Genomic DNA, 22,990 nt, shown 5'->3' on the forward strand with positions numbered 1-22,990 from the left:
AGAGGGGTGCGATGCAACTACTTATAACCGGCGGAACCGGCCTTATTGGTCGCCATCTTATCCAACAATTACAGCTGCTTTCCCATCACATTACGGTACTGACACGCGATCCAGAGCGCGCTCGAGGGGTTCTCGGCAATCAGGTGGAATACTGGTCCACGTTGAGTAATATCACCTCACTGAACGGCTTTGACGGCGTCATCAATCTGGCGGGTGAACCTATCGCCGACAAACGGTGGACGCCACAGCAAAAGCAGCGTCTGGCAAAGAGCCGCTGGAATATCACCGAGCAACTTACCACGCTGATAAAAGCCAGCAGTGAGCCACCGGCCGTTTTTATCTCGGGCTCCGCTGTCGGATATTATGGCGATCAGGGGGAAGCGCTGATCACGGAAGATGAATCCCCAGTCGATGAATTCACCCATCATCTGTGCGCCCGCTGGGAAGCCCTAGCACAGTCCGCCGAAAGCGATAAAACTCGCGTCTGCCTGCTGCGCACTGGCATTGTTCTTTCAGCACAAGGCGGCGCGCTGGCAAAAATGCTGCCAATTTTCCGCCTCGGGCTTGGCGGACCGATGGGTTCCGGCAAGCAATATATGCCGTGGATTCATATTGATGACATGGTGAACGGCATTATTTATCTGCTGAACCAGCCGATACTGAGCGGCCCCTTCAATATGGTTTCGCCCTACCCGGTTCATAATGAACAATTTTCCGCCACGCTGGCACACGTATTGGATCGTCCCGGTTTTCTGCGAGCACCCGCTTTTGCGATCAAACTACTGATGGGAGAAGCTTCGACGCTGGTACTGGGCGGACAGCGCGCCATTCCACAGCGGTTAGAGGCCGCAGGCTTTAATTTCCGCTTCCTTGAGCTGGAAGAAGCCTTACAGGACGTCATCAAGAAACCGGGCTGAAGTTTGATAAAATGCCCAAATATTCTGCACTTCTGGCGTAAAAATTGTGCTGAAGTGGGCGTGACCGTCGGGTGAGCCGCACGGACGCGGCGAAAGTCAGTGCCGCGTCGGGAACGCGTCACTGGCGGCCCGAATAGCGGTCAGGAACGCTGAAGGCACCGCGCAGCGGCACAATTCTCGCCCAAAAGCCAGTGGTCAAGGAGCAGCGGCAACTGAGCGCTCCTTGTCGGGCGTGTAGATAAAGTATAAGAATACTCGGTGGTTAACACGCACGAAACTTTTACACTATCCGACATAGAATTATGAAAATGCTAGAGCATGAGTACCTGTTAACTGCTAGATGCTGATAGCCATCAGCCCCAAAACCTACTTCAATGCACCTGACAAAAACTGCTGCAAACGTGCACTTTTCGGGCTCCCGAACAGCTGATCCGGCGGCCCCTCTTCCTCGATCACACCCTGATGCAGGAAGATAACGTGGCTGGAAACATGGCGGGCAAACTCCATTTCATGCGTCACCACCACCATCGTTTTCCCTTCCTCCGCAAGCTGCTGCATGATGCGCAACACCTCGCCGACCAGTTCGGGATCGAGCGCTGACGTAGGTTCATCAAATAACAAGACTTCCGGCTCCATCGCCAGCGCCCGTGCAATGGAAACACGCTGCTGTTGGCCACCGGAAAGATCCGACGGGTATTTCTGCTGGGCCGCATCCGTAATCCCGACCTTGTTCAGGTAGAACACCGCCCGCTCACGCGCTTCAGCTTTACTGAGTCCTAACACCTGAACCGGCGCTTCCATCACGTTTTCCAACGCCGTCATGAAGCTCCACAGGTTAAAGTGCTGAAACACCATCGTCAGACGCGTCCGCAGCATTTGAAGCTGCTTTTTATCAAAAACTTTCAGCTGTCCGTCAGTATCACGCACCATGCGAATTTCCTGATCGCTGACGTAGATCGCCCCCTCACAGGGTTTTTCCAGAAAATTGATACAGCGCAGTAAGGTACTTTTTCCCGAACCGGACGATCCAATAATTGAAATAACGTCACCCGCTTTCGCCTGTAATGAGATCCCTTTCAGTACCTCATGCTGGCCATAGCGTTTACGCAGTTCCGTCACCATCAGTTTGTTATTCGACATGCTCTTTTTTCCTGCGTTTAATGAGATGAACGGGTATAAAGATGACGTAACCAGCGCTGTTCCGCCTTTCTGAACAGCCCAATTAACACAAATGAAATCGCCAGATAGATAACCGCCGCGATGCCAAATGCATAAAACGGCTGGTAGGTTGCCGCGTTGATATCACGGGCGATTTTCAGAATATCCGGCACCGTTACGGTAAAGGCCAACGCCGTTGAATGCAGCATCAGAATCACTTCGTTGCTGTAAGCGGGCAGCGCAATACGCAGTGCACTCGGTAAAATAATGCAGCGATACTGCTTAAAGCGGGAGAAGCCGTAGGCTCTGGCCGCTTCAATTTCCCCATGAGGTACCGAGCGGATTGCTCCCGCGAAAATCTCTGTCGTGTACGCACAGGTATTCAGCGCCAGCGCCAAAATGGCGCAATTTAACCCGCTGCGAAAAAAAGCATTCAGCATGTCGGTGCCGCGCACAATCTCCAGGCTATACACGCCAGAATAGAACACCAGAAGCTGTACGTAGAGCGGCGTGCCGCGGAACACATAGGTGAATAGCCAAACCGGAAAGCTGAACCGGCGTCGCGGTGACACGCGGGCAATCGCCAGCGGCAGTGCCATCAGCCCGCCGATAACCACCGAAGAAATGAGCAGCCAGAGCGTCATCGCCAGCCCAGTCAGGCGGTAGCCGTCGCTCCACAGTAGCGGCTGCCAATATTGTTGCAGGATCTCACTCATAGTTTACTTTTTTGACTCCCTGCGAATAGTGCCTTTCCAGCCACCACAACACGCCGTTAGAAACGGTGGTAAAAATCAGGTACATCGCCCCAGCAACCAGCGCAAAATAAAACGGTTCGTGTGTGCCCTTACCGGCCAATTGCGTCGCCTTGATGACATCGTTCAGGCCAAGCAGTGACACCAGCGCTGTCGCTTTCAGAATCACCTGCCAGTTATTGCCGATGCCCGGCAGCGCGAAACGCATCATGGAAGGAAACAGAATACGGCGGAACACCTTCATCGGAGAGAAACCGAACGCGACGGCAGCTTCGATTTGCCCGCGCGGCACGGCAAGATAGGCTCCACGAAAGGTTTCCGTGAAATACGCACCGTAAATAAAGCCCAGAGTAATAATCCCGGCGGTCAGAGGATCGATATCAATCTGATCCAAACCGATCGATTCCGTCACGCCGTTTAAGACAATTTGCAAACCATAGAAAATCAGCAGCATCAGCACCAGATCGGGAATGCCGCGAATCAGCGTGGTATAGCAGGAAAAACACCCCGCCAGCAGACGGTTGGAAGACAGTTTCGCCGACGCGCCGATCAGGCCAATAGCCAGCGCCAGCAGTAACGAACTTGCTGCCAGTTCCAGCGTCATGATGGCACCATCCAGAATTAGCTGGGAATAGCCATAGAGCATCAATGATATCCGTTGAAATAGCGGTTAATGGCACGCTGCGTCATCAGTCAGGAACACGACACGAGAGGAACGATCCCGTGCCGCATGCCTTACGATCCCGCTACACATGTGATAAAGAAATGAGCGTCACCTTGGCGACATTAGCCGCCGTAGACGTCAAAATCGAAGTATTTTTTCGCGAAGGTATCGTAGGTACCGTCTTTACGCATTTCTTCAAAGGCTTTATCCAGCGCGGCTTTCAGCTCGGTATCCGCTTTGCGCAGACCCATACCCGTGCCCACACCGAAGAATTTGTCATCTTTTACCGCCGGGCCGGCAAACTCATAGTCTTTACCTGCGTCTAACTTCAGGAAACCTTCACTTGCTGCGACCTCATCCTGAAAGGCTGCATCAATACGGCCTGCGGCCAGATCGGCATAAATCAGATCCTGATTTTGGTAAGCGACAACGTCAACGCCTTTAGGCTGCCAGTTAGCATTAGCAAAGGCCTCCTGTGTTGATGCCTGCAATACGCCAACACGCTTTCCGCCCAGAGAAGCCAACGTGGGTTCAATGCTCGTCCCTTTCTTCGCAATCAGGCGTGAATTGGCCGCATACAGCTTCTCGGTGAAAGCAATTTCCTGCTGACGTTTTTCGGTGATAGACAGAGAAGAGATGATGGCATCGATTTTTTTCGCTTTCAGGGACGGAATTAACGCATCAAAGTCACTTTCTACAAACGTGCAGTTAGCCTGAATACGCTTGCACAGCTCTTTCGCCAGATCGATATCAAACCCAACCAGTTCGCCGCTGGCGTTTTTGGATTCAAAGGGAGCATAGGTAGGATCGGTACCAATTTTAATATTCTTAGGAATCTCCGCCATCGCGCTACCCGCAGCCAGAATGAGTGCCAATGGCAAGACTTTGATCAGTTTCTTCATATTGCTACCCTTATCATGAGTGATTGATGTCATGTGTCGTCAATGTCGGAATTATTTAGAGTGAATCGCTTTAAAAATGAACGATGTGAGTGCTATTTGTTTTCTGCGCCGACTATTACCGTTTTTGTAGCAGTTTTCATGCCACAATGAACGTAGGGATGTCGTAAAAACCCCATGATCGAAACGCGCAGAAAATAAGGGTTAACCATTTGATTCTGCAATATTTTCAGAGGGAATTTTTTGGCGCGTAACAATAAGGATAGATAACATTGGCATGAATACAAAAATCTAAACGCACCATTTCGGTGCTTTCACGCACAAAATTAGTGCAATGTGATAAAAAGGAACAAAAAAAGGGCAGTAAAAGTTTACCGCCCCGAGAGAGAAAAATAGCGTGTCTGGGTCTCTATCCTGCTACGACGCACCTTGCCAGCGGATAAAGAGATCTTTTGGCAGGTCGATGTCAAACTGGTCCAGAATACGATTCACCGTCTGATCGACAATATCCTGCACACTTTCTGGGCGATGATAAAACGCAGGCACCGGCGGCATGATTATCGCGCCCAGTTCAACGGCGGTGGTCATCAGCCGTAAATGCCCTAAATGCAGCGGCGTTTCACGCACTCCCAGCACCAGAGGACGACGCTCCTTCAGCACCACATCAGCCGCGCGGGTCAATAGATTGTCGCTGTAGCTGTGCACAATGCCGGAAAGGGTTTTTATCGAACAGGGTAAAATCACCATCCCCGCCGTTTTAAACGACCCCGAAGAGACGCTGGCGGCAATATCACGCGTGTCGTGTACCACATCGGCCAGCGCCTGCACGTCACGCAGGCTAAAATCCGTTTCTAGCGCCAGCGTCTGCCGGGCAGCCTGACTCATGATCAGATGCGTTTCGATACCTTCCAGCGTCTGTAAAACCTGTAGCAGCCGGATGCCGTAAATGACGCCGCTGGCACCGGAAATTCCTACAATGAGTCGCTTCATTCATACTGCCTCTGGCTAGCCGCGTAAGCAGAAACGCGGAAAAATCATCTGCGCAAACTTTGCCGCATTGATTAGCGATAAGCAAGGATAAGCACCGAAACCCTGTTTTCTCTATGCAATTTTTCTCTACATACAAAATTTTCTCTACATACAATAAGGGGGAGGACACTTTCGCGTCCTCCCCCTTCAATACAGCCTTAATGTGCGACTAGCTGTTAACCTTCGTTGTGCAATTCCAGATCTTCAACTTCATTCTGGCTACGCAACGCTTTGGCATCGTCATTGCGCAAGACTTCCAGATAATCCAGATAACCTTGATCGACGTCCTTCGTCACGTAAATCCCGTTGAATACCGAGCATTCAAACTGAGCAATATCCGGGTTATCTTCACGCGCGGCTTCAATCAGATCGTCGAGATCCTGGAATATCAGCTCATCGGCACCAATAATCTTACAGATTTCATCCACTTCACGACCGTGGGCAATCAGTTCATTGACGCTTGGCATATCGATGCCGTACACGTTAGGGAAGCGAATTTCCGGGGCCGCGGAGGCCAGATAAACACGCTTGGCTCCTGCTTCACGCGCCATCTCTACAATCTGCTCTGACGTTGTACCACGCACGATGGAGTCATCCACCAGCAGCACGTTCTTGTCACGGAACTCAGCACGGTTGGCGTTCAGCTTACGACGCACTGATTTCTTACGCGCCTGCTGCCCCGGCATGATAAACGTGCGGCCAACATAGCGGTTTTTCACAAATCCCTGACGATACGGCTTGTTGATGATACGCGCGATTTCCAGCGCGATATCACAAGAGGTTTCAGGAATCGGGATCACGACATCAATATCGAGATCTTCCCACTGGCGCGCAATTTTTTCACCGAGCTTCTGGCCCATGCGAACGCGTGCACTGTAGACCGAGATTTTATCAATGAAGGAATCCGGGCGAGCAAAGTAGACATATTCGAACAGGCACGGATTGCTCTTTGGATTCTCTGCACACTGGCGGGTAAATAGCTGCCCTTTTTCCGTAATGTAGATCGCTTCTCCCGGCGCCACATCGCGTAAAAATTCAAAGCCCAGCGTATCCAGCGCGACACTTTCTGACGCCACCATATACTCGCTGCGGCCATCTTCCAGATCGCGCTTACCAATCACCAGAGGACGAATCCCATTAGGATCGCGAAAAGCGACCATACCGTGACCGATAATCATGCCAACACAGGCATAGGCACCGCGAATTTGCTGGTGCGTTGCGGCAACGGCCGCAAAAATATTATCGGCTTCCAGCGGATAGTGTTGGAAACGGTCCAGCTCTCTGGCGAAAATATTCAGCAGAATTTCAGAATCAGACGTGGTGTTAACGTGACGACGCTCCTGCTCGAACAGCTTTTTACGCAGTTCGTGGGCGTTAGTCAGGTTACCGTTGTGAGCCAGCGTGATACCGAACGGAGAGTTCACATAGAAAGGCTGTGCTTCCGAGGCGCTGGAACTGCCCGCGGTCGGATAACGCACATGACCAAGCCCCATGTTGCCCTGTAGGCGTTGCATGTGCCGCGCTTCAAACACATCTTTCACCAGGCCATTGGCCTTACGCAGGCGAAAACAATTAAAGGCATCGATGGTCACAATACCCGCAGCATCCTGCCCACGGTGTTGCAACACCGTTAACGCGTCATAAATCGACTGGTTGACCGGTGTAAAACCGGCGATACCGACAATACCGCACATGGTGTCTTTTCCTCATCAGCGCTACCGCAGCGATAAATGCTGCGGCAAGAAACTTGACGTGCTTTGCAGGTAGTCAAAAAACCACCTGATAATATAACTGAACTGCGGGATTAACTGGGACTGCTTCCAGTCATCACTTTGTGAAAAACCGGTGAACGTATCCAGAAAGAATAGCAGTGCGGAAACGATCAGCACCCCGCGCAGCGCACCAAAACAGATGCCCAGAACGCGATCGGTGCCGGATAATCCGGTACGTTCAACCAGTGAACTAATCACATAGTTGACGATAGCTCCCACAATCAACGTTGCAATAAACAGAATGGCAATCGCAATACCGTTACGCACCAGCTCATCATCAAAACGGGTGAAGTAGACCGCGAGGTAAGCGTAGTAATGACTGGCAACAAAAAAAGCACATCCCCAGGTTACTAACGACAGCGCTTCGCGAACAAACCCCCGGATCAGGCTAACCAGAGCCGAAAATCCGATGATGCCAATAATGACGTAATCAACCCAAACCATGAACTATCCTAATAATGAACGATGCTACCGATAAGCCGCTACGTCATCCTGTTCGCGGCGCATTCTAACAGAAAAAGAAAACGTTTGCGTAGCGTATTTCCGCCGATTTCTTCGATAGATAATCAGGCGAAAAAACCGACAATACGTCATGCCTGATTCTATTCACTCTCGGCATGTCAAAACTCACAGCAGGCATCTTAAAACAGATGCGGGCGGAGTATCACTGATGTGAACCTCATCCCCACTGCCTGCTTTTGCTTATTTACGTGATCGACTGCTTTACGTGACAGACTGCAAACCAGCCATCACGTCATCACCACGCTCGACGACCTTAACGAACGGAATGTGCTCGCACCTGCCCGCTTAGCCCGCTGAGCTGTTTCAGCTCGCCCAGTGAAGACTCTAGCTTCTGCTTCGACGCATCCGGCCCAACGTAAATGCGGGTGATTTCGCCTGAAATCGGCGTTGATGGCACGGTATACGCGCGATAGCCAGAAAGACGAAGCTTGGCGACAATCTCGTTCACCTTATCCGCGTTTTTCAGCGCGCCAAGCTGCACAATATAGGCCTGTCCGACAGGCGCTTGCTGCGTCGGCTGCGTTTCAGGCTTCACTTCCGGTTTGGGTTCCGGTTTAGGCTCTGGCTTCGGTTTCGCTTCTTGCTTCACCTCAGGCTTTGGCTGAGGCTTCGGCGTCACAGGTGCTGGCGTCTGAACCAGCGGACGCTCAACCACCACTGGCGGTGCCGTCATGGCTGGCGTATTCGTGCCAGAATGGGACGATGGCGGCGTCTGCGTCGTGGTTTCAGGCGCTGTAGATGACGCAGACGATCTCGCTTCAGCGGCTTCGGCTTCCGCGCTGTTTTGCATCGCTGCCTCCGCCCCTTCCGGCGGTTGACTTGGCAGCGACGGGTTCAGTGCAGGCAGCGCTTCCATCTCATTGCTGTCACCCGGCTTAGGGATCAGCGGAATCGACGCAAACTCGTCTTCGTAGTGCTTTTTCTTGCCGTCCAGCAGGCCAGGTAAAACGATCACGCCCAGCGCGACCAGAATAACCGTACCGACCAGTCGATTCTGAAATTTACTCGCCATTCGCCTTCTCCTCATCCAGCGCTTCCATCACATGCGCTACCGTATGAAAAGATCCACACACAATGACGATATCCTGCTCCGTCGCCTCGGACATGGCTTGCTTCCAGGCGGCAACGACATCGGAGAACGATTGGCTGCGCGTCAGGTGCTCAGCAATCTGCTGCGCGGTGGCACCACGCGGCCCCTCCAGCGGAGCGCAATACCACGCATCCACCAACGGCGTTAAGTGAGCCAGCGTACCGGCAATGTCTTTATCCGACAGCATGCCAACAACGGCTCGCACTTTTCCGGTTTTCGGCAACTCAGCCAAGCGTTTTGCCAGATATGCCGCCGCATGAGGGTTGTGTGCAACATCAAGAATCAAACGCGGTGACGCCTGCACGGTCTGAAAACGGCCGGGTAATGCGGCATGCTGCAAACCGTGTCGAATTGCCTCTTCACTCACGTTGAGTGAAGAATAGTGCAATGCAGCCAGTGCCGTAGCGGCATTGGCTAAGGGGACGTTGGGTAACGGCAGCCGTGACAGCTCGCGCTGTTTATCCTGCCAGCTCCACGTCTCACGCTGCATTGAATACTCCCAGTCGCGACCACGGCGGCGCAACTGCGCGCCTTTCTCAGCGGCAACGTCGGCAATCGTTCCCGGCATATCCGGTTCACCAACAACGGCAGGTCTACCCTGTCGGAATATCCCGGCTTTCTCGCGGCCAATGCTTTCCCGATCGTTACCTAACCAATCGGTATGGTCGATAGCAATGCTGGTTACCACGGATACATCCGCATCCACAATATTGGTGGCATCCAGACGCCCGCCTAGCCCTACTTCCAGAATGACGACATCCAGATTCGCCTGCTTAAAGAGTTGCAGCGCCGACAGCGTACCGAATTCAAAATAGGTGAGCGATACCGCCCCTCTCCCTGCTTCGATATCCGCAAATGCCTGCGTGTGCAGCGCTTCAGGCAATTCTTTGCCCTGAATACGCACTCGCTCGGTATAGCGGACAAGGTGGGGAGAACTGTACACGCCTACCCGTAGCCCGGCGGCTAACAGAATGGATTCCAGCGTACAGCAGGTCGTTCCTTTGCCGTTCGTCCCCGCGACGGTGAAGATCGTGGCGGCAGGCTGGAGCAGTTGGAGATGTTCGGCAACCTGCTTAACACGCTCCAGACCTAAATCAATGGCCTGAGCGTGCAGGTGCTCAAGATAATGAAGCCACGTGACCAAAGGTGACGTGGCTTGAGGTATTTGAAGAGTATCCATGAGTCCCGTTCACTAGCTTACGGTTCATTGCGGGCAGAGCATGCATTGCTACTCGGTCGAGAACGACGTGGTCGAGCACCACACGCCCTGCCCATCATGTCAATTATGCGTCATCCTGTGATGATTCAGACGGCGCATCGCTGCGGATTTCCACGTCATCGTTGCCCGGTTCTGGATGGTTCGTCAGTTTGGCAAGAATAGTGGCCAGCTTGTAGCGCATTTCCGGACGACGAACGATCATATCGATCGCCCCTTTCTCAATCAGGAATTCACTGCGCTGGAAGCCTGGCGGCAGCTTTTCACGCACGGTTTGTTCGATAACGCGTGGGCCGGCAAAACCGATCAGCGCTTTCGGCTCAGCAATGTTCAGGTCGCCCAGCATCGCCAGACTCGCGGAAACACCACCCATGGTTGGGTCGGTCAGCACAGAAATGTAAGGCAAGCCGCGATCGCGCATTTTTGCCAATGCCGCACTGGTTTTCGCCATTTGCATCAGCGACATCAGCGCTTCCTGCATACGCGCACCACCACTGGCGGAGAAGCACACCAGCGGACAACCGTCTTCCAATGACTGCTCAACGGCACGCACAAAGCGCGCGCCCACAACAGACGCCATTGAACCGCCCATGAAAGAGAATTCAAATGACGCGGCGACAATCGGCATGCCGTACAGCGTGCCTTTCATCACGACCAGCGCATCTTTCTCATCGGACTGTTTCTGTGCAGAAACCAGACGATCTTTATATTTTTTGGAATCCCGGAATTTCAGGACATCCTTCGGTTCCAGCTCGCTTCCCAACTCGACAGTGTTTTCTTTATCCAGAAAAGCCTGTAGACGGGCGCGCGCGGAAAGGCGCATATGGTGATCGCACTTCGGGCAGACACCCAGATTGCGCTCCAACTCAGCACGATAAAGAACCTGACCGCAGCTATCACATTTTGTCCAGACCCCTTCAGGGATGTTCGCTTTGCGGGTCGGTGTAATATTGCTTTTGTTAAGAATTCGTTCAATCCAGCTCATTGATAACCTTTCTGCTTGAACCTGGCAAATGCCAGTCCGCTGTTCATGTTATTCCCTGACAACATTGCCAATGAAAAAATGCCTGAGACGCACGGCAATCGCGGTACAAAGGCATCGGCACCAAGGATGTTCCCAAGAACAGACCATAAATGCTGCCCATTAAACCATAACGTTCCGGTACTGTGGATAAAAAACTGGTCAAACCGGATGTTAAAATACTTCACTTATTTCACATTGCCGCGCGAGGCCGCTCTACGATGACGGGCAATCTCAATAATGCCCGGCAGGATAGAGAGGAAAATAATCGCAACAATCAGTAATTTCAGATTTTCCTGCACCACCGGCAAATCGCCAAACAGGTAGCCCGCATAGGTGAATGACAACACCCACAGCAGCGCACCAATCACATTATAGGCTGCAAAATGCCGATAGCTCATGTGCCCCATGCCTGCGACAAACGGCGCAAATGTTCTCACAATCGGGACAAAGCGCGCCAGAATTATCGTCTTGCCACCGTGACGCGCGTAAAATGCATGCGTTTTATCCAGATAGCTGCGGCGGAAAATCTTTGAGTTCGGGTTGCTAAACAGCTTCTCACCGAACAGTCGTCCAATCGTGTAGTTCACTGCATCGCCCGTAATCGCGGCCACGATCATCAGAAACACCATTGTGTGCACATTCAAATCGTTCGACGGCAACGCCGCCAGCGCCCCTGCGACAAACAGCAGCGAATCCCCCGGCAGAAACGGCGTCACCACCAGCCCGGTCTCACAGAACAGAATCAGGAACAAAATGGCATAAACCCAGACACCATATTGCGCCACCAGTTCCGCCAGGTGAACGTCAATGTGCAGAATAAAATCAATAATAAACTGTATAAATTCCATCACAACTTCTTCTCCCAAAGTGTCTATCGAACGCACGCGGTCGATATACGCAAGGCAGCCGCGCTACCCGTGTTGCCTTGCGTATAGCACGCTGAATAGCCTCGTCCTTAATACGCATCGCACGCTGCCTTTTGGCCTACGGCCATCTGGCAGCGTGCAACAGGTAAAAAGCGCACTCGCTACAATCAAAAACGTCAATCTGCTAAAAAGAGCGGCCCCATCGTAGGCTGCGGCAAAGCAAAACGCGCAGGATAATCTACCGCTACCAAATACAGCCCTTCGGCTCTGGCCGTTGCGCCAGCCAGCGTACGATCTTTGGCCGCCAGCAGCTCGGCAATCCACGATTCAGGGCGATTGCCACAGCCGACGTCCATCAGGCTGCCAACGATATTACGCACCATATGATGCACGAACGCATTGGCCTTAATATCTACCACGATATAGTCACCGTGACGTGTAACCTTTAAATGATTTACATAGCGCCACGGCGTGCGCGACTGGCACTGCACTGCACGAAAAGAGGTGAAATCATTCTCACCCAACAGGCATTGCCCGGCTCGCTCCATGCGTTCCACGTCTAACGGGTGATAAAAGTGCGTCATACCGCGCGAAAGCACCGCAGGACGATAGCGGTGATTGTAGATGACATAACGGTAGCGGCGTGCCGTCGCGCTGAAGCGCGCATGGAAATCCTCATCCACCGTTTTCACCCAGCGCACCGCGATATCCGGCGGTAAATTCGCATTCACACCCATCGTCCAGGCGGCGTCTTTTCGGATCGCGTGTGTGGTGAAATGCACAACCTGGCCGGTGCCGTGAACGCCAGCATCGGTTCGCCCGGCGCAAAACACTTCTATCGGTTCATCCGCGACTTTACTCAGCGCCTTTTCAAGACAGGCCTGCACGCTAGCGACATCAATCTGACGCTGCCAGCCATAATAGAGGCTACCGTCGTACTCAATGCCTAGCGCGATTTTCAGCGGGGCGCGTTCGTTTTCCGCAGCGGCATCGGCCTGAGTAGCCTCCGCCTGAGTGGTTTCCGACATTACCCGAGATACTCCTGCACCAGACACTCTGCCGTTTCCACCGCCATCAGCGCGCCGCCAAAGCGAGCGTTATCGGCGACCGACCAGAATTGCAGTAGCTCAGGAATACCGTAATCATTACGCAGGCAACCGACGCTCAGTTGCCCATTACCGGACGCATCACCCACCTGCGTCGGGTAATCCTGCTCGTCACTAACCTCAATATTTCCCGCATTGAGCAGTTCATCGCGTGCTTCTTCCGCAGACAACGGACGCAGCGATTCAAGATGAACAACCTGCGCATGACCATAGAACACAGGGGACTGAATGCAGGTCACTGAAATCGGCAATCCGTCGTCCTGTAAGACTTTACGTACCTGATCGACCAAACCGCGCTCTTCGCGCACGCTGCCCGCATCATCGGGCAGTAAAGGCAACAGATTGAATGCCAGCTGTTTCGGGAAAAGCCCGGCCTCAGGCGGAACACCATTCAGCAGACGAGCGCTTTGCCCCGCCAGATCGTCTACCGCCGCTTTACCTAGTGCGGAAACGGACAGCATATTGACAACATGCAGGCGCGAAAGCCCAGCCGCATCGGTCAACGGCTTAATCGCCGTCAGCAGTTGGCTGGTCAGACTGTCTGCCACCGCGACAATATTACGGTTACGGTAATCTGCCAGCGTATGCGTATTCACGCCGGGCACCACCAGCGGGACATCGGGCTCCAACGCAAACAGACCGCTGCTGTCGATAACCAGACAGCCCGCGTCCCCCGCTTCTTCCGCATAGCGGGCGCTGACATCCTGACCGGCGACAAAAAACGCCAGCTGTGCCTGTGACCAGTCAAAATCCGCCACATCGGTGACCAGGCAAGATTTGCCGTTAAAACGTATGGTTTCACCCGCGCTACGTTCACTGGCCAGCGGATAGAATTCACCCACCGGGAATTCGCGTTCCTGCAATAATTCCAGTAACGCCGTGCCTACTGCGCCCGTTGCGCCCAGCAGAGCAATATTCCAGCCGTCAGACATTTGGTTCTCTCCCAAATTTTGAATGAAACACAAATCATGAATGGAACTGACAGACGATAGCGACACCGTCTGTCAGTTCATGAATAAAAAAGTGATGCTCGCGCGAAACGCCGTTAGCGTGCGCCCCGCACTGACGCCGTGAATCCCAGCGCGTTCAGGCAATCTGCGCTGTCAGCATCGGCGCAGATAACATGGAGTGACGACCATTCGCGTCGTTCCTGATAATGTTTGCGCAGACGATCGAACTCGCCTTCCTGATGCGCAACGTGGCGCAACAGTGCATCGTCCCGGCGCACATCATACACCAGATGCACCAGACGTTTTAGCAACGCCTCATCCAGCGGCGCGGTCAATGTGACTTCGGCATACTCTGGTGCAGGCAAAAGCGACGAAAGCGCCACCTGCTGCGGGGTTCCGATAAACTCGCTCCACGCCTCAAACACCTGCGTGGTGCCGCGCGCTTTCCCTTCCAGCGTATAACCAGCGATATGCGCCGTGCCAATGTCTACTCGCGCCAGCAGATCGGTCGATAAGGCAGGTTCTGGCTCCCAGACGTCAAGAATGACGCTGAGCTTTTTACCCTGTTGCAGCGCCTCAAGCAGTGCAGCATTGTCCACCACCGGGCCACGGCAGGCGTTAATCAGAATACGTCCGTCCGCAAACGCGTTCAGTACGGCGGCATCAACTAAATGATGAGTACGGTACGGGCCGTCGAGATACAGCGGCGTATGCAGCGTCAGAATGTCGGCATCACGCACCAGCGTTTCTAGCGGCAGGAAATCGCCCGCCTCACCGCGATCGGCACGCGGCGGATCGCACAGCAGCGTGTTAACGCCCCAGGCTTTCAGACGTGCATCCAGGCGTCTGCCAACATTGCCCACGCCGACAATCCCGACGGTTTTATCACGCAGTTGGAAGCCATCACGCTCGGCCAGCATCAGCAAAGAAGAAAAGACGTACTCCACTACCGCAATGGCATTGCAGCCGGGGGCAGCAGAAAACGCGATCCCGTTGGCGTTAAGCCAGGTGTCATCGACATGGTCGGTGCCTGCTGTCGCGCTGCCGACAAATTTTACCGCCGAACCAGACAGCAGATCCGCGTTCACCTTCGTGACCGAGCGCACCATCAGCGCATCCGCGTCGGCCAGCAGCTCGCGCGGCAAAGGACGTCCCGGCACGGCCTGAACCTCACCCAGACGGCTAAATAGCTCGCGGGCATACGGCATATTCTCATCAACCAGAATCTTCATTGTCTTCTCCGACATCGGTAGCCAGCCAAAAAAAGCGGGGAGATATTTTGCCACCGAATGGTGCAGAAACCCAAGGCAATTACGACGCGATATCTTTCCGTTATCGGTTCTCACCGATGAGGATCATACAAGATGGTCGTCATAGAAAGCCGACGCCATACAAGGTTGATCGTCGTCACATGGCTCTGTTATGTTGTTTGCCATTGCCGCACTTGCCCCATTTTTATCGACCAGACTGGTAATTGGTGCGTTTTTCGTCTGGTCTGTTATGAGAAACCCAACGTTGAACGCCCTCTTTCCCACCATTGCCGTCCTGATTTGGTCAATTAACGTCATCGTCAACAAGCTCTCTGCAAACGTTATTGACCCAGCTGCTATCTCGTTTTATCGCTGGCTGCTGGCGTTCCTCGTCATGACACCGTTCATGCTGCCAACGCTTCGTCAGCACACAGCGACCATCCGTCAACACGCCTGGAAACTGCTCGTGCTGGGTCTGCTTGGCATGGTGCTGTATCAAAGTCTGGCCTATTACGCGGCGCACTCGATCAGCGCCGTGATGATGGGGATCATGGGGTCACTTGTACCGCTACTCACCGTCCTGCTCAGCATTCCGCTGCTGCGCCTGGCTCCCACGCTGGGCGTCATGCTCGGTAGCCTGCTGTCGCTGGTCGGGATTGTCTGGCTGATCGGTGAAGGACATCCCGAACAGATTCTGGCGCAGGGCATCGGCCCCGGTGAACTCATGATGTTTTGTGCGTCGTTGTCCTATGCACTCTATGGCGTGCTGACCAAACGCTGGAGCATCCCGTTGCCCAACTGGGTGTCGCTCTATGTGCAAATTGCCTTTGGCGTAGTCGTACTGATTCCAAATTTCCTGCTGACGGAGAATGTGCAACTCAACGCCGAAAATCTGCCGCTGGTGATTTTCGCTGGCATCATGGCCTCAATCCTTGCACCTTTTCTGTGGATTCAGGGGGTTATGCGTCTCGGAGCCAGCAAAGCCTCCATCTTTATGAACCTGACACCGATCTTTACGGCGATGATCGCGATTGGCTTTTTGCACGAGCCGTTACATCACTATCATCTGGTTGGCGGTGGCATCACGTTACTCGGCGTGATCCTCGCGCAGCGCTTACGCATCCCACTAGGGCGTAGCTCATAAGCCCCCCATAAGATTCGTGCCGTTTTAAGCGACGTCTGACTATCGGCCGTCACGGGAGATTGCTATGATTCATCTCAATCATGACGGCAGTGAGGATAACCGATATGCAACCTGTAAGCGGCCCAGGTGCCCCGCTGCCCGGCGAACGTTCGGTGACGCCGACCACCACATCGTCAACCTCTACATCATCTGCTAACGCCGCGGGTTCCGCCAACGGCGATCGACCGCTGACGCTGGCGCAGCGTACGACGTTGGAAAATCTGGTGCTGAGAGTTGCCGCACTGACAACGTCAAAGGCAGCGGAAGTCTGGACAACGGTAAAACAGGGATTAGGGCTGGCAGAAAATAATGAACTGCTGTCCCGCCATTACCAGCCTGCCGAGCAGATACTCCAGACGCGTTTAACGCAGGCGCAAGATAGCGGTGGACGTCAGCAGCTGCTTCAGCGCCTGACAGATATGCTCTCTCAGGGAAATAACCGTCAGGCGGTTAGCAATTTCATCCAGCAACAGTTCGGTAGCACCACGCTAAGCGCGCTGACTAAAACACAGCTACAGCAGGTGGTTACGCTGCTGCAAAACGGGCAAATCCCGCAGTCAACGGCATCAGCCACAGCATCGCAAACCGCTCAGGCCGCCAACTCGCCCGATCGTCCGCTCTCTCCTGCTGAACAGCGTGGCTTGAATCAGTTAGTCACCCGATTAGCGACCATGACCGGGGAACAGCCTGCAAGAGTGCTGAACAATCTGATGATGATGCAGAATCTTAGCCCGGGCGACGCTATCCCGTTAAAACATCTGCCGCTGATCACGCAGTTCTTGCAAGCACAGGTTGAGCTGCAACAAACACAGACGCTGCTGCGTGGCACCTCGCCAGCGCAGCAGGGAACACCAACAAATGCAGGCGCAGCGTCAGAACCGCTGACAGCCAACACCACCAATACGGCTAACGCGAATTCGTCATCCGCTGCGAATCTATCATCACAGCCACTAGCGACACAGAACGCGCTGCTCTCCCCGAATCTCGCACCATTACAGGCATTGCTACAACAGCCCATGACCGCGCAGGAACAGCACTTATTGATGGATTACACGCAGAATCGCTTCAATATCGGGTTACAAACGCCGCTGACGCCGATGCAGGTTAGCGATCTGCTGACGTTCCTGTTTACACAACGCATTCAGCGTTCACAGGAAACGGACTGGACAACCACGTCACAGTTGCTGCATCCGCTGTTTAACCCGCTGATTGCTTCGCTACCGCTCAGTTGGCAATCCCTGTTCCATAAGCCAATGTTTCTGGTGATTGTCAGCACCTGCGTGGCTGCATTTCTGCTGTGGGTATTAATCTAGCGTCAATACCGCTCATGACCATCATCAACCAAACCCGCACAAACAAAAAACCCCGCGGCTTGCGCCTGCGGGGTTTTTATTTCTTTGAATGATAATGTCTGTGTAAGAAACCGATTATTTATCGAGTTTTCTCATTACCAGCGCAGCGTTGGTTCCACCGAACCCGAAGCCGTTAGACATAACAGTTTTCAGTTCACGCTCAGTGGTTTCGGTAATGATGTTCATGCCTTCCGCACGTTCATCCAGCGTATCCACGTTGATGCTCGGTGCAATAAAGCCGTGCTCCAACATTAACAGCGTATAAATCGCTTCCTGAACACCAGCGGCCCCCAGAGAGTGACCAGTCATCGCTTTGGTGGCAGAAATCGGCGGAACCTTGTCACCGAAGACTTCACGGATCGCCCACAGTTCTTTCACATCACCTACTGGCGTTGAAGTACCGTGCGTGTTGATGTAATCGATCGGCGTGTCAATATCCTGCATCGCCATTTTCATACAACGTACCGCACCTTCGCCTGATGGGGCAACCATATCCGCACCGTCAGACGTCGCGCCGTAGCCGACGACTTCCGCATAAATATGTGCGCCACGCGCCAGCGCGTGTTCCAACTCTTCGACAACGACCATACCGCCACCGCCGGCGATCACGAAACCATCGCGATCGGCATCATAGGTACGGGACGCTTTTTCCGGTGTCTCATTGTATTTGGTCGACAGCGCGCCCATCGCATCAAACTCACAGGCCAGTTCCCAGCACAGCTCTTCGCCGCCACCGGCAAAAACAATGTCCTGTTTGCCCATCTGGATTTGCTCAACCGCGTTACCGATACAGTGTGCAGAGGTCGCACAGGCAGAGCTGATAGAGTAGTTCACGCCGTGAATTTTGAATGGCGTTGCCAGACACGCGGATACCGCAGAACCCATGGATTTGGTTACCACATAAGGGCCAACGGCTTTCAGGCCACGCGGGCTACGCATCGCATCAGCACCGAACACCTGATAGCGCGCAGAACCGCCGGAACCGGCGATCAGGCCAACGCGTGGGTTATTCTGATAAACCTCATCAGACAGCCCGGAATCTTGAATCGCCTGCTCCATGGATAAGTAGGCATAAATCGATGCATCACTCATAAAACGCACAACTTTGCGATCGATGAGGCCAGTGGTGTCCAGTTTGACATTCCCCCAGACGTGACTACGCATGCCGGAATCTTTCAGCTCTTGAGAGAAAGTAATACCCGAGCGGCCTTCCCGCAATGATGCCAGAACTTCCTGCTGGTTATTACCGATGCTTGATACGATCCCCAGGCCAGTAATCACTGCACGTTTCATTTAATACCTCTTCTTCCACTTATAGAGTTTGGGATTTCGCTTCGCACTTTAGCGTACAGTTGTAAGCTGAACAAGTCCGATCAGCCAAACTATCGCGAAATCATTGCTAAATTTGCGCCACAATATTCAGCCCGATAGAATCTCATCATCACTTGAATAATGAGCTTTTTGTCGTGACCAACCTCCCCATCCAACACGCGTCGTTAAGTTGGAACGCTCAGGGTACACCTGTATCGCAACAGTTTGATGACGTCTATTTTTCGAATCAGGATGGGTTGGCAGAAACCCGTTATGTGTTTTTAAAGGGCAATCAGTTTCCCGAGCGTTTCACCACGCACACGCGCGCAGCCTGCGTGATAGCAGAAACCGGCTTTGGTACGGGCCTGAATTTTCTGACGCTGTGGCAGGCGTTTGCCGACTTTCGTCAACAGCAGCCACAGGCGACATTGCGACACCTGCATTTCATTAGCTTCGAAAAATTCCCCCTGCGTCGGCATGATTTGGCTGCCGCACACGCCCAGTGGCCGGAACTGGCCGCCTTTGCGGATGAACTGCGAGAGCAATGGCCGCTACCGCTGCCGGGCTGCCACCGTCTGATTCTGGCGCAAGGCACTATTACGCTCGATCTATGGTTTGGTGACGTTAACGTCTTACTGCCTGAGCTGGATGATACTCAGAACCATCAGGTCGACGCCTGGTTTCTGGACGGCTTTGCGCCAGCCAAAAACCCAGATATGTGGACGGATAATCTGTTTCAGGCAATGGCTCGTCTGTGCCGTAAAGAAGGCACGTTCGCCACCTTTACCGCCGCAGGTTTTGTGCGTCGCGGTTTGCAACAGGCGGGGTTTAAGGTCAGTAAGATTAAAGGATTTGGGCAGAAACGGGAAATGTTGAGCGGCATGCTTCCCGACGCGCTTCCCGTCACCTCGCCAACACCGTGGTATGCACGCCCTGCTGCCAGCACGACTGACGATATTGCGATTATCGGCGGCGGCATCGCCAGCGTGCTTACTGCCCTTGCGCTGCAACGGCGCGGTGCAAACGTCACGCTCTACTGCGCAGAGGCACAGCCTGCCACGGGCGCATCCGGCAATCGTCAGGGGGCGCTGTATCCTCTGTTGAATAACCGGCACGATGCCGTGTCCCGCTTTTTCTCGCTCGCCTTTGATTTTGCCCACCGCAGCTATACCGCGCTGGCGCTGCAGGGTCTGGAGTTTGAGCACCAATGGTGCGGCGTCAGCCAGCTTGCCTGGGATGAAAAAAGTGCGCGTAAAATCGAACAGATTCTGCAAGGCGAATGGCCGGAAGAGCTGGTCGTTAGCGTGGATGTGCAGCAACTGGAAACGCAAAGCGGCCTGAATATCGGCGTAAATGGCATCACTTATCCTGACGGCGGCTGGCTGTGCCCGGCAGAACTGACGGCTTCTGCACTGAAACTGGCACAGCAAAACGGTCTGTCGGTACAGATGAGTACCGCCGTTTCCGCACTGGAGAAAACGGACGGCGGCTGGGCGCTCACCCTGAGCACCGGCCAGCAGGTAAATCATGCCGTTGTGGTGCTGGCAAATGGTCATCACATTACCGACTGGCCACAGACATCCCATTTACCCGCTTACGCCGTGCGCGGGCAGGTCAGCCATATTCCGACCAACCCGATGCTAGGTCAGCTCAAACAGGTTTTATGCTACGACGGCTATCTGACGCCGGTGAGTCCGCAGCATCAGACGCACTGCATCGGGGCGAGCTATTTACGGGGAGAAACACACTGTGATTATCGGGAAGATGAGCAGCAAGACAACCGCCAACGGTTGCTGAATTGTTTACCTGACGCAGACTGGGCGAAAACGATCGATGTCAGCGATGCACAGGCACGCCAGGGCGTCCGCTGTGCGCTACGCGATCATCTGCCGCTATTAGGCGCGGTACCGGACTATGAACAAACGCTGGCCGAGTACGAAGATCGACTGCATCCTCAACACCGTGCCGACACGGTGCCAAACGCACCCTATTGGCAGGATCTGTTTATTATCGGTGCGTTGGGCTCACGCGGGCTCTGCTCCGCCCCACTCGCGGCAGAAATTTTGGCTTCACAAATGTATGGAGAACCGCTACCGCTGGACCGCGATACGCTCGCCGCACTCAATCCGAATCGTTTCTGGATAAGAAAACTGCTGAAAGGCAAACCTGTAATAAAGGATTAATGAGGAAGAAGATGTGCTGGCTTGACTAAGCCAGCACTGATTGCTTAACGATGAGCACTGATGAAATCAGTGGGTACTGTTCTGCGCCTGTTGGAACAAACGTTCCCACATCCCGTTAACCAGTACCTGATCCGGCGGTGACAGTTCACCGTTTTTGATGGCATTATTAATACTGTCGCTAACGCGCACATGCAGGGCTTCAAGCGTGTGTTCCCCGTTTTCTTCCGCTTCTGCCACCGACACCGTCAGATGACCGCGCAAGTAGCCACCAGCAAAAAGCTCGTCGTCGCTGGCATGTTCTACCATGTCATCAATCAGCGCCAGAATGCGCGTTTCAAATTCTGCGATCATTTCTTATCCTCAAATTTTTTCGGTTCCCGCGCATCATAGATCGGCTGGATACGGGAAGCTCGCCGCCGTCAGCGGTGGCGTATTGTAAAACGATTGTAATGCACGAATAAAGCTCGCCGGACGTGCGGGAATCCCCTCTTCCAGATATTGCATCACCTGCGCATGCACGCGTCGCTGGAAATCAATGCGGTCCGGCTCGCAGTCGCCGTTCAGGTTGTCGCAGCTGACGTTAAACGGAAAGCCCGCGGCGACACAGAACAGCCAGTCGAAGGCCTGCGGTTTGATTTCCACCACCTCAAACTGGCTTTGCGTCGAGGCATCGCGGCCATCCGGGCAGTACCAGTAGCCGAAATCGACCTGCAAGCGCCGCTGGGCACCAGCAATGCACCAGTGAGAAATCTCGTGTAGCGCGCTGGCATAAAAACCGTGGGCAAACACAATCCGGTGATACGGAATGTCATCATCCGCTGGCAGATAAATCGGCTCATCATCGCCTTTTACCAGACGAGTATTGTATTCATCGCCAAAGCAATCATTAAAAATATCAATCAGCTGTTGATAGTGGTGCGTCGTAGTCATGTTATCTGTTGTTATCATAAAAACTGTCCCAGCCAAACGGCAATCTCATGCCCGTGGCTGTCATAAATCAGCTTGCCGCTCATAATAGCGGAAACCAGCACCAGCATAGGACGAATCAGCTTTTGCCCTTTCGTCATCACCATGTTGGCCCCCAGTCGCGCACCGAGGATCTGCCCGATCAGCATGACGCCGCCGACCACCCAGACCACTTTTCCGCTGAGTATAAAAAACAGCAGCCCGCCGAAGTTGGAGGTAAAGTTCAGGATTTTGGCATGCGCCGTCGCTTTTGCCAGATTGAAGCCATACAGAGTGACAAAGGCCAGCGCGTAAAACGATCCCGCGCCGGGGCCGAAGAAGCCGTCATAAAAACCGACACAACAGCCTGCCACAATCGCAAACGGAAGTGGCGACAGACGACGCTGCCGATCTTCATCGCCGATTTTAGGCGTGAGTAAAAAGTAGAGGCCGATGCCAATAATCAGCACCGGCAACAGCTGGCGCAGAAAATCAGCATTGATCTGCTGGATCAGCCAGGCACCAAAGGTCGAACCGACAAAGGTCAGCGCAATCGCCAGCTTCTGCTCGCCCAAATTCACCGCGCGACGGCGGATGAAATACAGGCTGGCGGAAAAAGATCCGCCAACAGCCTGAAGTTTATTCGTTGCCAGCGCCTGCGCCGGAGATAAACCCGCCGCCAGCAAGGCCGGGATCGTCAATAAACCGCCCCCGCCCGCAATCGAATCAATAAACCCTGCCAACGCCCCGACAAAAAACAGCACGGCCAGCATTTCTGGCCCAAGAACTAACCAGTCCATC

22 protein-coding genes are annotated in these 22,990 nt (G+C 53.6%); 4 read left to right on the forward strand and 18 right to left on the reverse strand.

Translation table 11 applies throughout. From position 1 onward, the window contains the following. Positions 1 to 11: 11 nt before the first annotated feature. Positions 12 to 917: a TIGR01777 family oxidoreductase gene (locus H4F65_RS15255; RefSeq protein ID WP_010278948.1), complete on the forward strand. Its 906-nt coding sequence runs from the start codon at positions 12 to 14 to the stop codon at positions 915 to 917. Positions 918 to 1,283: 366 nt separating this feature from the next. Here H4F65_RS15255 and hisP read toward each other — a convergent pair whose 3' ends face one another. The 14 genes from hisP to pdxB form a co-directional block, all read right to left on the reverse strand. Beyond that, positions 1,284 to 2,057 (reverse strand): histidine ABC transporter ATP-binding protein HisP, encoded by a 774-nt coding sequence (hisP, locus tag H4F65_RS15260; RefSeq protein WP_010278951.1) that lies wholly within the window; start codon positions 2,055 to 2,057, stop codon positions 1,284 to 1,286. Between the two features lie 17 nt (positions 2,058 to 2,074). After that, on the reverse strand, positions 2,075 to 2,791 hold the full coding sequence (locus H4F65_RS15265) for an ABC transporter permease (protein ID WP_039316213.1): 717 nt from the start codon (positions 2,789 to 2,791) through the stop codon (positions 2,075 to 2,077). Further along, entirely contained in the window at positions 2,784 to 3,473 is a 690-nt protein-coding gene (locus H4F65_RS15270; protein ID WP_010285036.1) for a histidine ABC transporter permease HisQ, read from the reverse strand. The genes H4F65_RS15265 and H4F65_RS15270 overlap by 8 nt, the downstream gene beginning before the upstream one ends. Before the next feature lie 140 nt (positions 3,474 to 3,613). Continuing rightward, a complete protein-coding gene (locus H4F65_RS15275) occupies positions 3,614 to 4,393 on the reverse strand; it encodes a lysine/arginine/ornithine ABC transporter substrate-binding protein (protein WP_010285040.1) in 780 nt (259 codons plus the stop codon). Between the two features lie 414 nt (positions 4,394 to 4,807). Then, positions 4,808 to 5,380 carry a UbiX family flavin prenyltransferase gene (locus H4F65_RS15280; protein ID WP_010285043.1) on the reverse strand — a complete coding sequence of 191 codons (573 nt, stop codon included), beginning with the start codon at positions 5,378 to 5,380 and terminating at the stop codon, positions 4,808 to 4,810. A 215-nt stretch (positions 5,381 to 5,595) separates the two neighbouring features. After that, positions 5,596 to 7,113 carry an amidophosphoribosyltransferase gene (gene purF, locus H4F65_RS15285; protein WP_010285044.1) on the reverse strand — a complete coding sequence of 506 codons (1,518 nt, stop codon included), beginning with the start codon at positions 7,111 to 7,113 and terminating at the stop codon, positions 5,596 to 5,598. Positions 7,114 to 7,134: 21 nt separating this feature from the next. After that, entirely contained in the window at positions 7,135 to 7,635 is a 501-nt protein-coding gene (gene cvpA / locus H4F65_RS15290) for a colicin V production protein (RefSeq protein WP_005969889.1), read from the reverse strand. A gap of 331 nt (positions 7,636 to 7,966) precedes the next feature. Next, on the reverse strand, positions 7,967 to 8,725 hold the full coding sequence (gene dedD, locus H4F65_RS15295; protein WP_010285047.1) for a cell division protein DedD: 759 nt from the start codon (positions 8,723 to 8,725) through the stop codon (positions 7,967 to 7,969). Then, positions 8,715 to 9,983: a bifunctional tetrahydrofolate synthase/dihydrofolate synthase gene (gene folC / locus H4F65_RS15300; protein ID WP_010285049.1), complete on the reverse strand. Its 1,269-nt coding sequence runs from the start codon at positions 9,981 to 9,983 to the stop codon at positions 8,715 to 8,717. The genes dedD and folC overlap by 11 nt, the downstream gene beginning before the upstream one ends. Before the next feature lie 103 nt (positions 9,984 to 10,086). Then, entirely contained in the window at positions 10,087 to 11,004 is a 918-nt protein-coding gene (gene accD, locus H4F65_RS15305; protein WP_010285052.1) for an acetyl-CoA carboxylase, carboxyltransferase subunit beta, read from the reverse strand. 224 nt (positions 11,005 to 11,228) lie between these two features. Continuing rightward, positions 11,229 to 11,891, reverse strand: coding sequence for a DedA family protein (locus H4F65_RS15310; RefSeq protein WP_010285058.1), 663 nt, complete (start codon positions 11,889 to 11,891; stop codon positions 11,229 to 11,231). Positions 11,892 to 12,085: 194 nt separating this feature from the next. Beyond that, entirely contained in the window at positions 12,086 to 12,937 is an 852-nt protein-coding gene (gene truA / locus H4F65_RS15315; protein WP_010285061.1) for a tRNA pseudouridine(38-40) synthase TruA, read from the reverse strand. Beyond that, positions 12,937 to 13,947, reverse strand: a complete 1,011-nt coding sequence (locus tag H4F65_RS15320; RefSeq protein WP_010285063.1) for an aspartate-semialdehyde dehydrogenase — start codon at positions 13,945 to 13,947, stop codon at positions 12,937 to 12,939. The genes truA and H4F65_RS15320 overlap by 1 nt, the downstream gene beginning before the upstream one ends. A gap of 113 nt (positions 13,948 to 14,060) precedes the next feature. Beyond that, positions 14,061 to 15,197, reverse strand: a complete 1,137-nt coding sequence (gene pdxB, locus H4F65_RS15325) for a 4-phosphoerythronate dehydrogenase PdxB (RefSeq protein ID WP_010285064.1) — start codon at positions 15,195 to 15,197, stop codon at positions 14,061 to 14,063. A gap of 190 nt (positions 15,198 to 15,387) precedes the next feature. Here pdxB and H4F65_RS15330 point away from each other — a divergent pair, with 190 nt between their 5' ends. Together H4F65_RS15330 and flk are read left to right on the forward strand one after the other, a co-directional pair. Continuing rightward, positions 15,388 to 16,359 carry a DMT family transporter gene (locus tag H4F65_RS15330; RefSeq protein WP_010285066.1) on the forward strand — a complete coding sequence of 324 codons (972 nt, stop codon included), beginning with the start codon at positions 15,388 to 15,390 and terminating at the stop codon, positions 16,357 to 16,359. A gap of 104 nt (positions 16,360 to 16,463) precedes the next feature. Next, complete coding sequence (flk, locus tag H4F65_RS15335) at positions 16,464 to 17,711, forward strand: flagella biosynthesis regulator Flk (RefSeq protein WP_010285068.1); 1,248 nt, start codon at positions 16,464 to 16,466, stop codon at positions 17,709 to 17,711. Between the two features lie 114 nt (positions 17,712 to 17,825). On the opposite strand, the gene fabB is transcribed toward flk, so the two are convergent. Continuing rightward, on the reverse strand, positions 17,826 to 19,043 hold the full coding sequence (gene fabB, locus H4F65_RS15340) for a beta-ketoacyl-ACP synthase I (protein WP_010285069.1): 1,218 nt from the start codon (positions 19,041 to 19,043) through the stop codon (positions 17,826 to 17,828). Positions 19,044 to 19,216: 173 nt separating this feature from the next. Here fabB and mnmC point away from each other — a divergent pair, with 173 nt between their 5' ends. Continuing rightward, positions 19,217 to 21,244, forward strand: a complete 2,028-nt coding sequence (mnmC, locus tag H4F65_RS15345) for a bifunctional tRNA (5-methylaminomethyl-2-thiouridine)(34)-methyltransferase MnmC2/FAD-dependent 5-carboxymethylaminomethyl-2-thiouridine(34) oxidoreductase MnmC1 (protein ID WP_010285071.1) — start codon at positions 19,217 to 19,219, stop codon at positions 21,242 to 21,244. 66 nt (positions 21,245 to 21,310) lie between these two features. Here the strand turns inward: mnmC and H4F65_RS15350 are convergent, their stop codons facing one another. The 3 genes from H4F65_RS15350 to H4F65_RS15360 are packed head-to-tail and all read right to left on the reverse strand — an operon-like array spanning position 21,311 to position 22,989. Then, positions 21,311 to 21,595: a YfcL family protein gene (locus H4F65_RS15350; RefSeq protein ID WP_010285074.1), complete on the reverse strand. Its 285-nt coding sequence runs from the start codon at positions 21,593 to 21,595 to the stop codon at positions 21,311 to 21,313. Positions 21,596 to 21,628: 33 nt separating this feature from the next. After that, positions 21,629 to 22,174 carry an elongation factor P hydroxylase gene (locus H4F65_RS15355; protein WP_010285076.1) on the reverse strand — a complete coding sequence of 182 codons (546 nt, stop codon included), beginning with the start codon at positions 22,172 to 22,174 and terminating at the stop codon, positions 21,629 to 21,631. Positions 22,175 to 22,188: 14 nt separating this feature from the next. Then, positions 22,189 to 22,989, reverse strand: coding sequence for a sulfite exporter TauE/SafE family protein (locus H4F65_RS15360; protein WP_010285083.1), 801 nt, complete (start codon positions 22,987 to 22,989; stop codon positions 22,189 to 22,191). Position 22,990 lies beyond the last annotated feature (1 nt).

The organism is Pectobacterium brasiliense, assembly GCF_016950255.1.
Classification (GTDB): domain Bacteria; phylum Pseudomonadota; class Gammaproteobacteria; order Enterobacterales; family Enterobacteriaceae; genus Pectobacterium; species Pectobacterium brasiliense.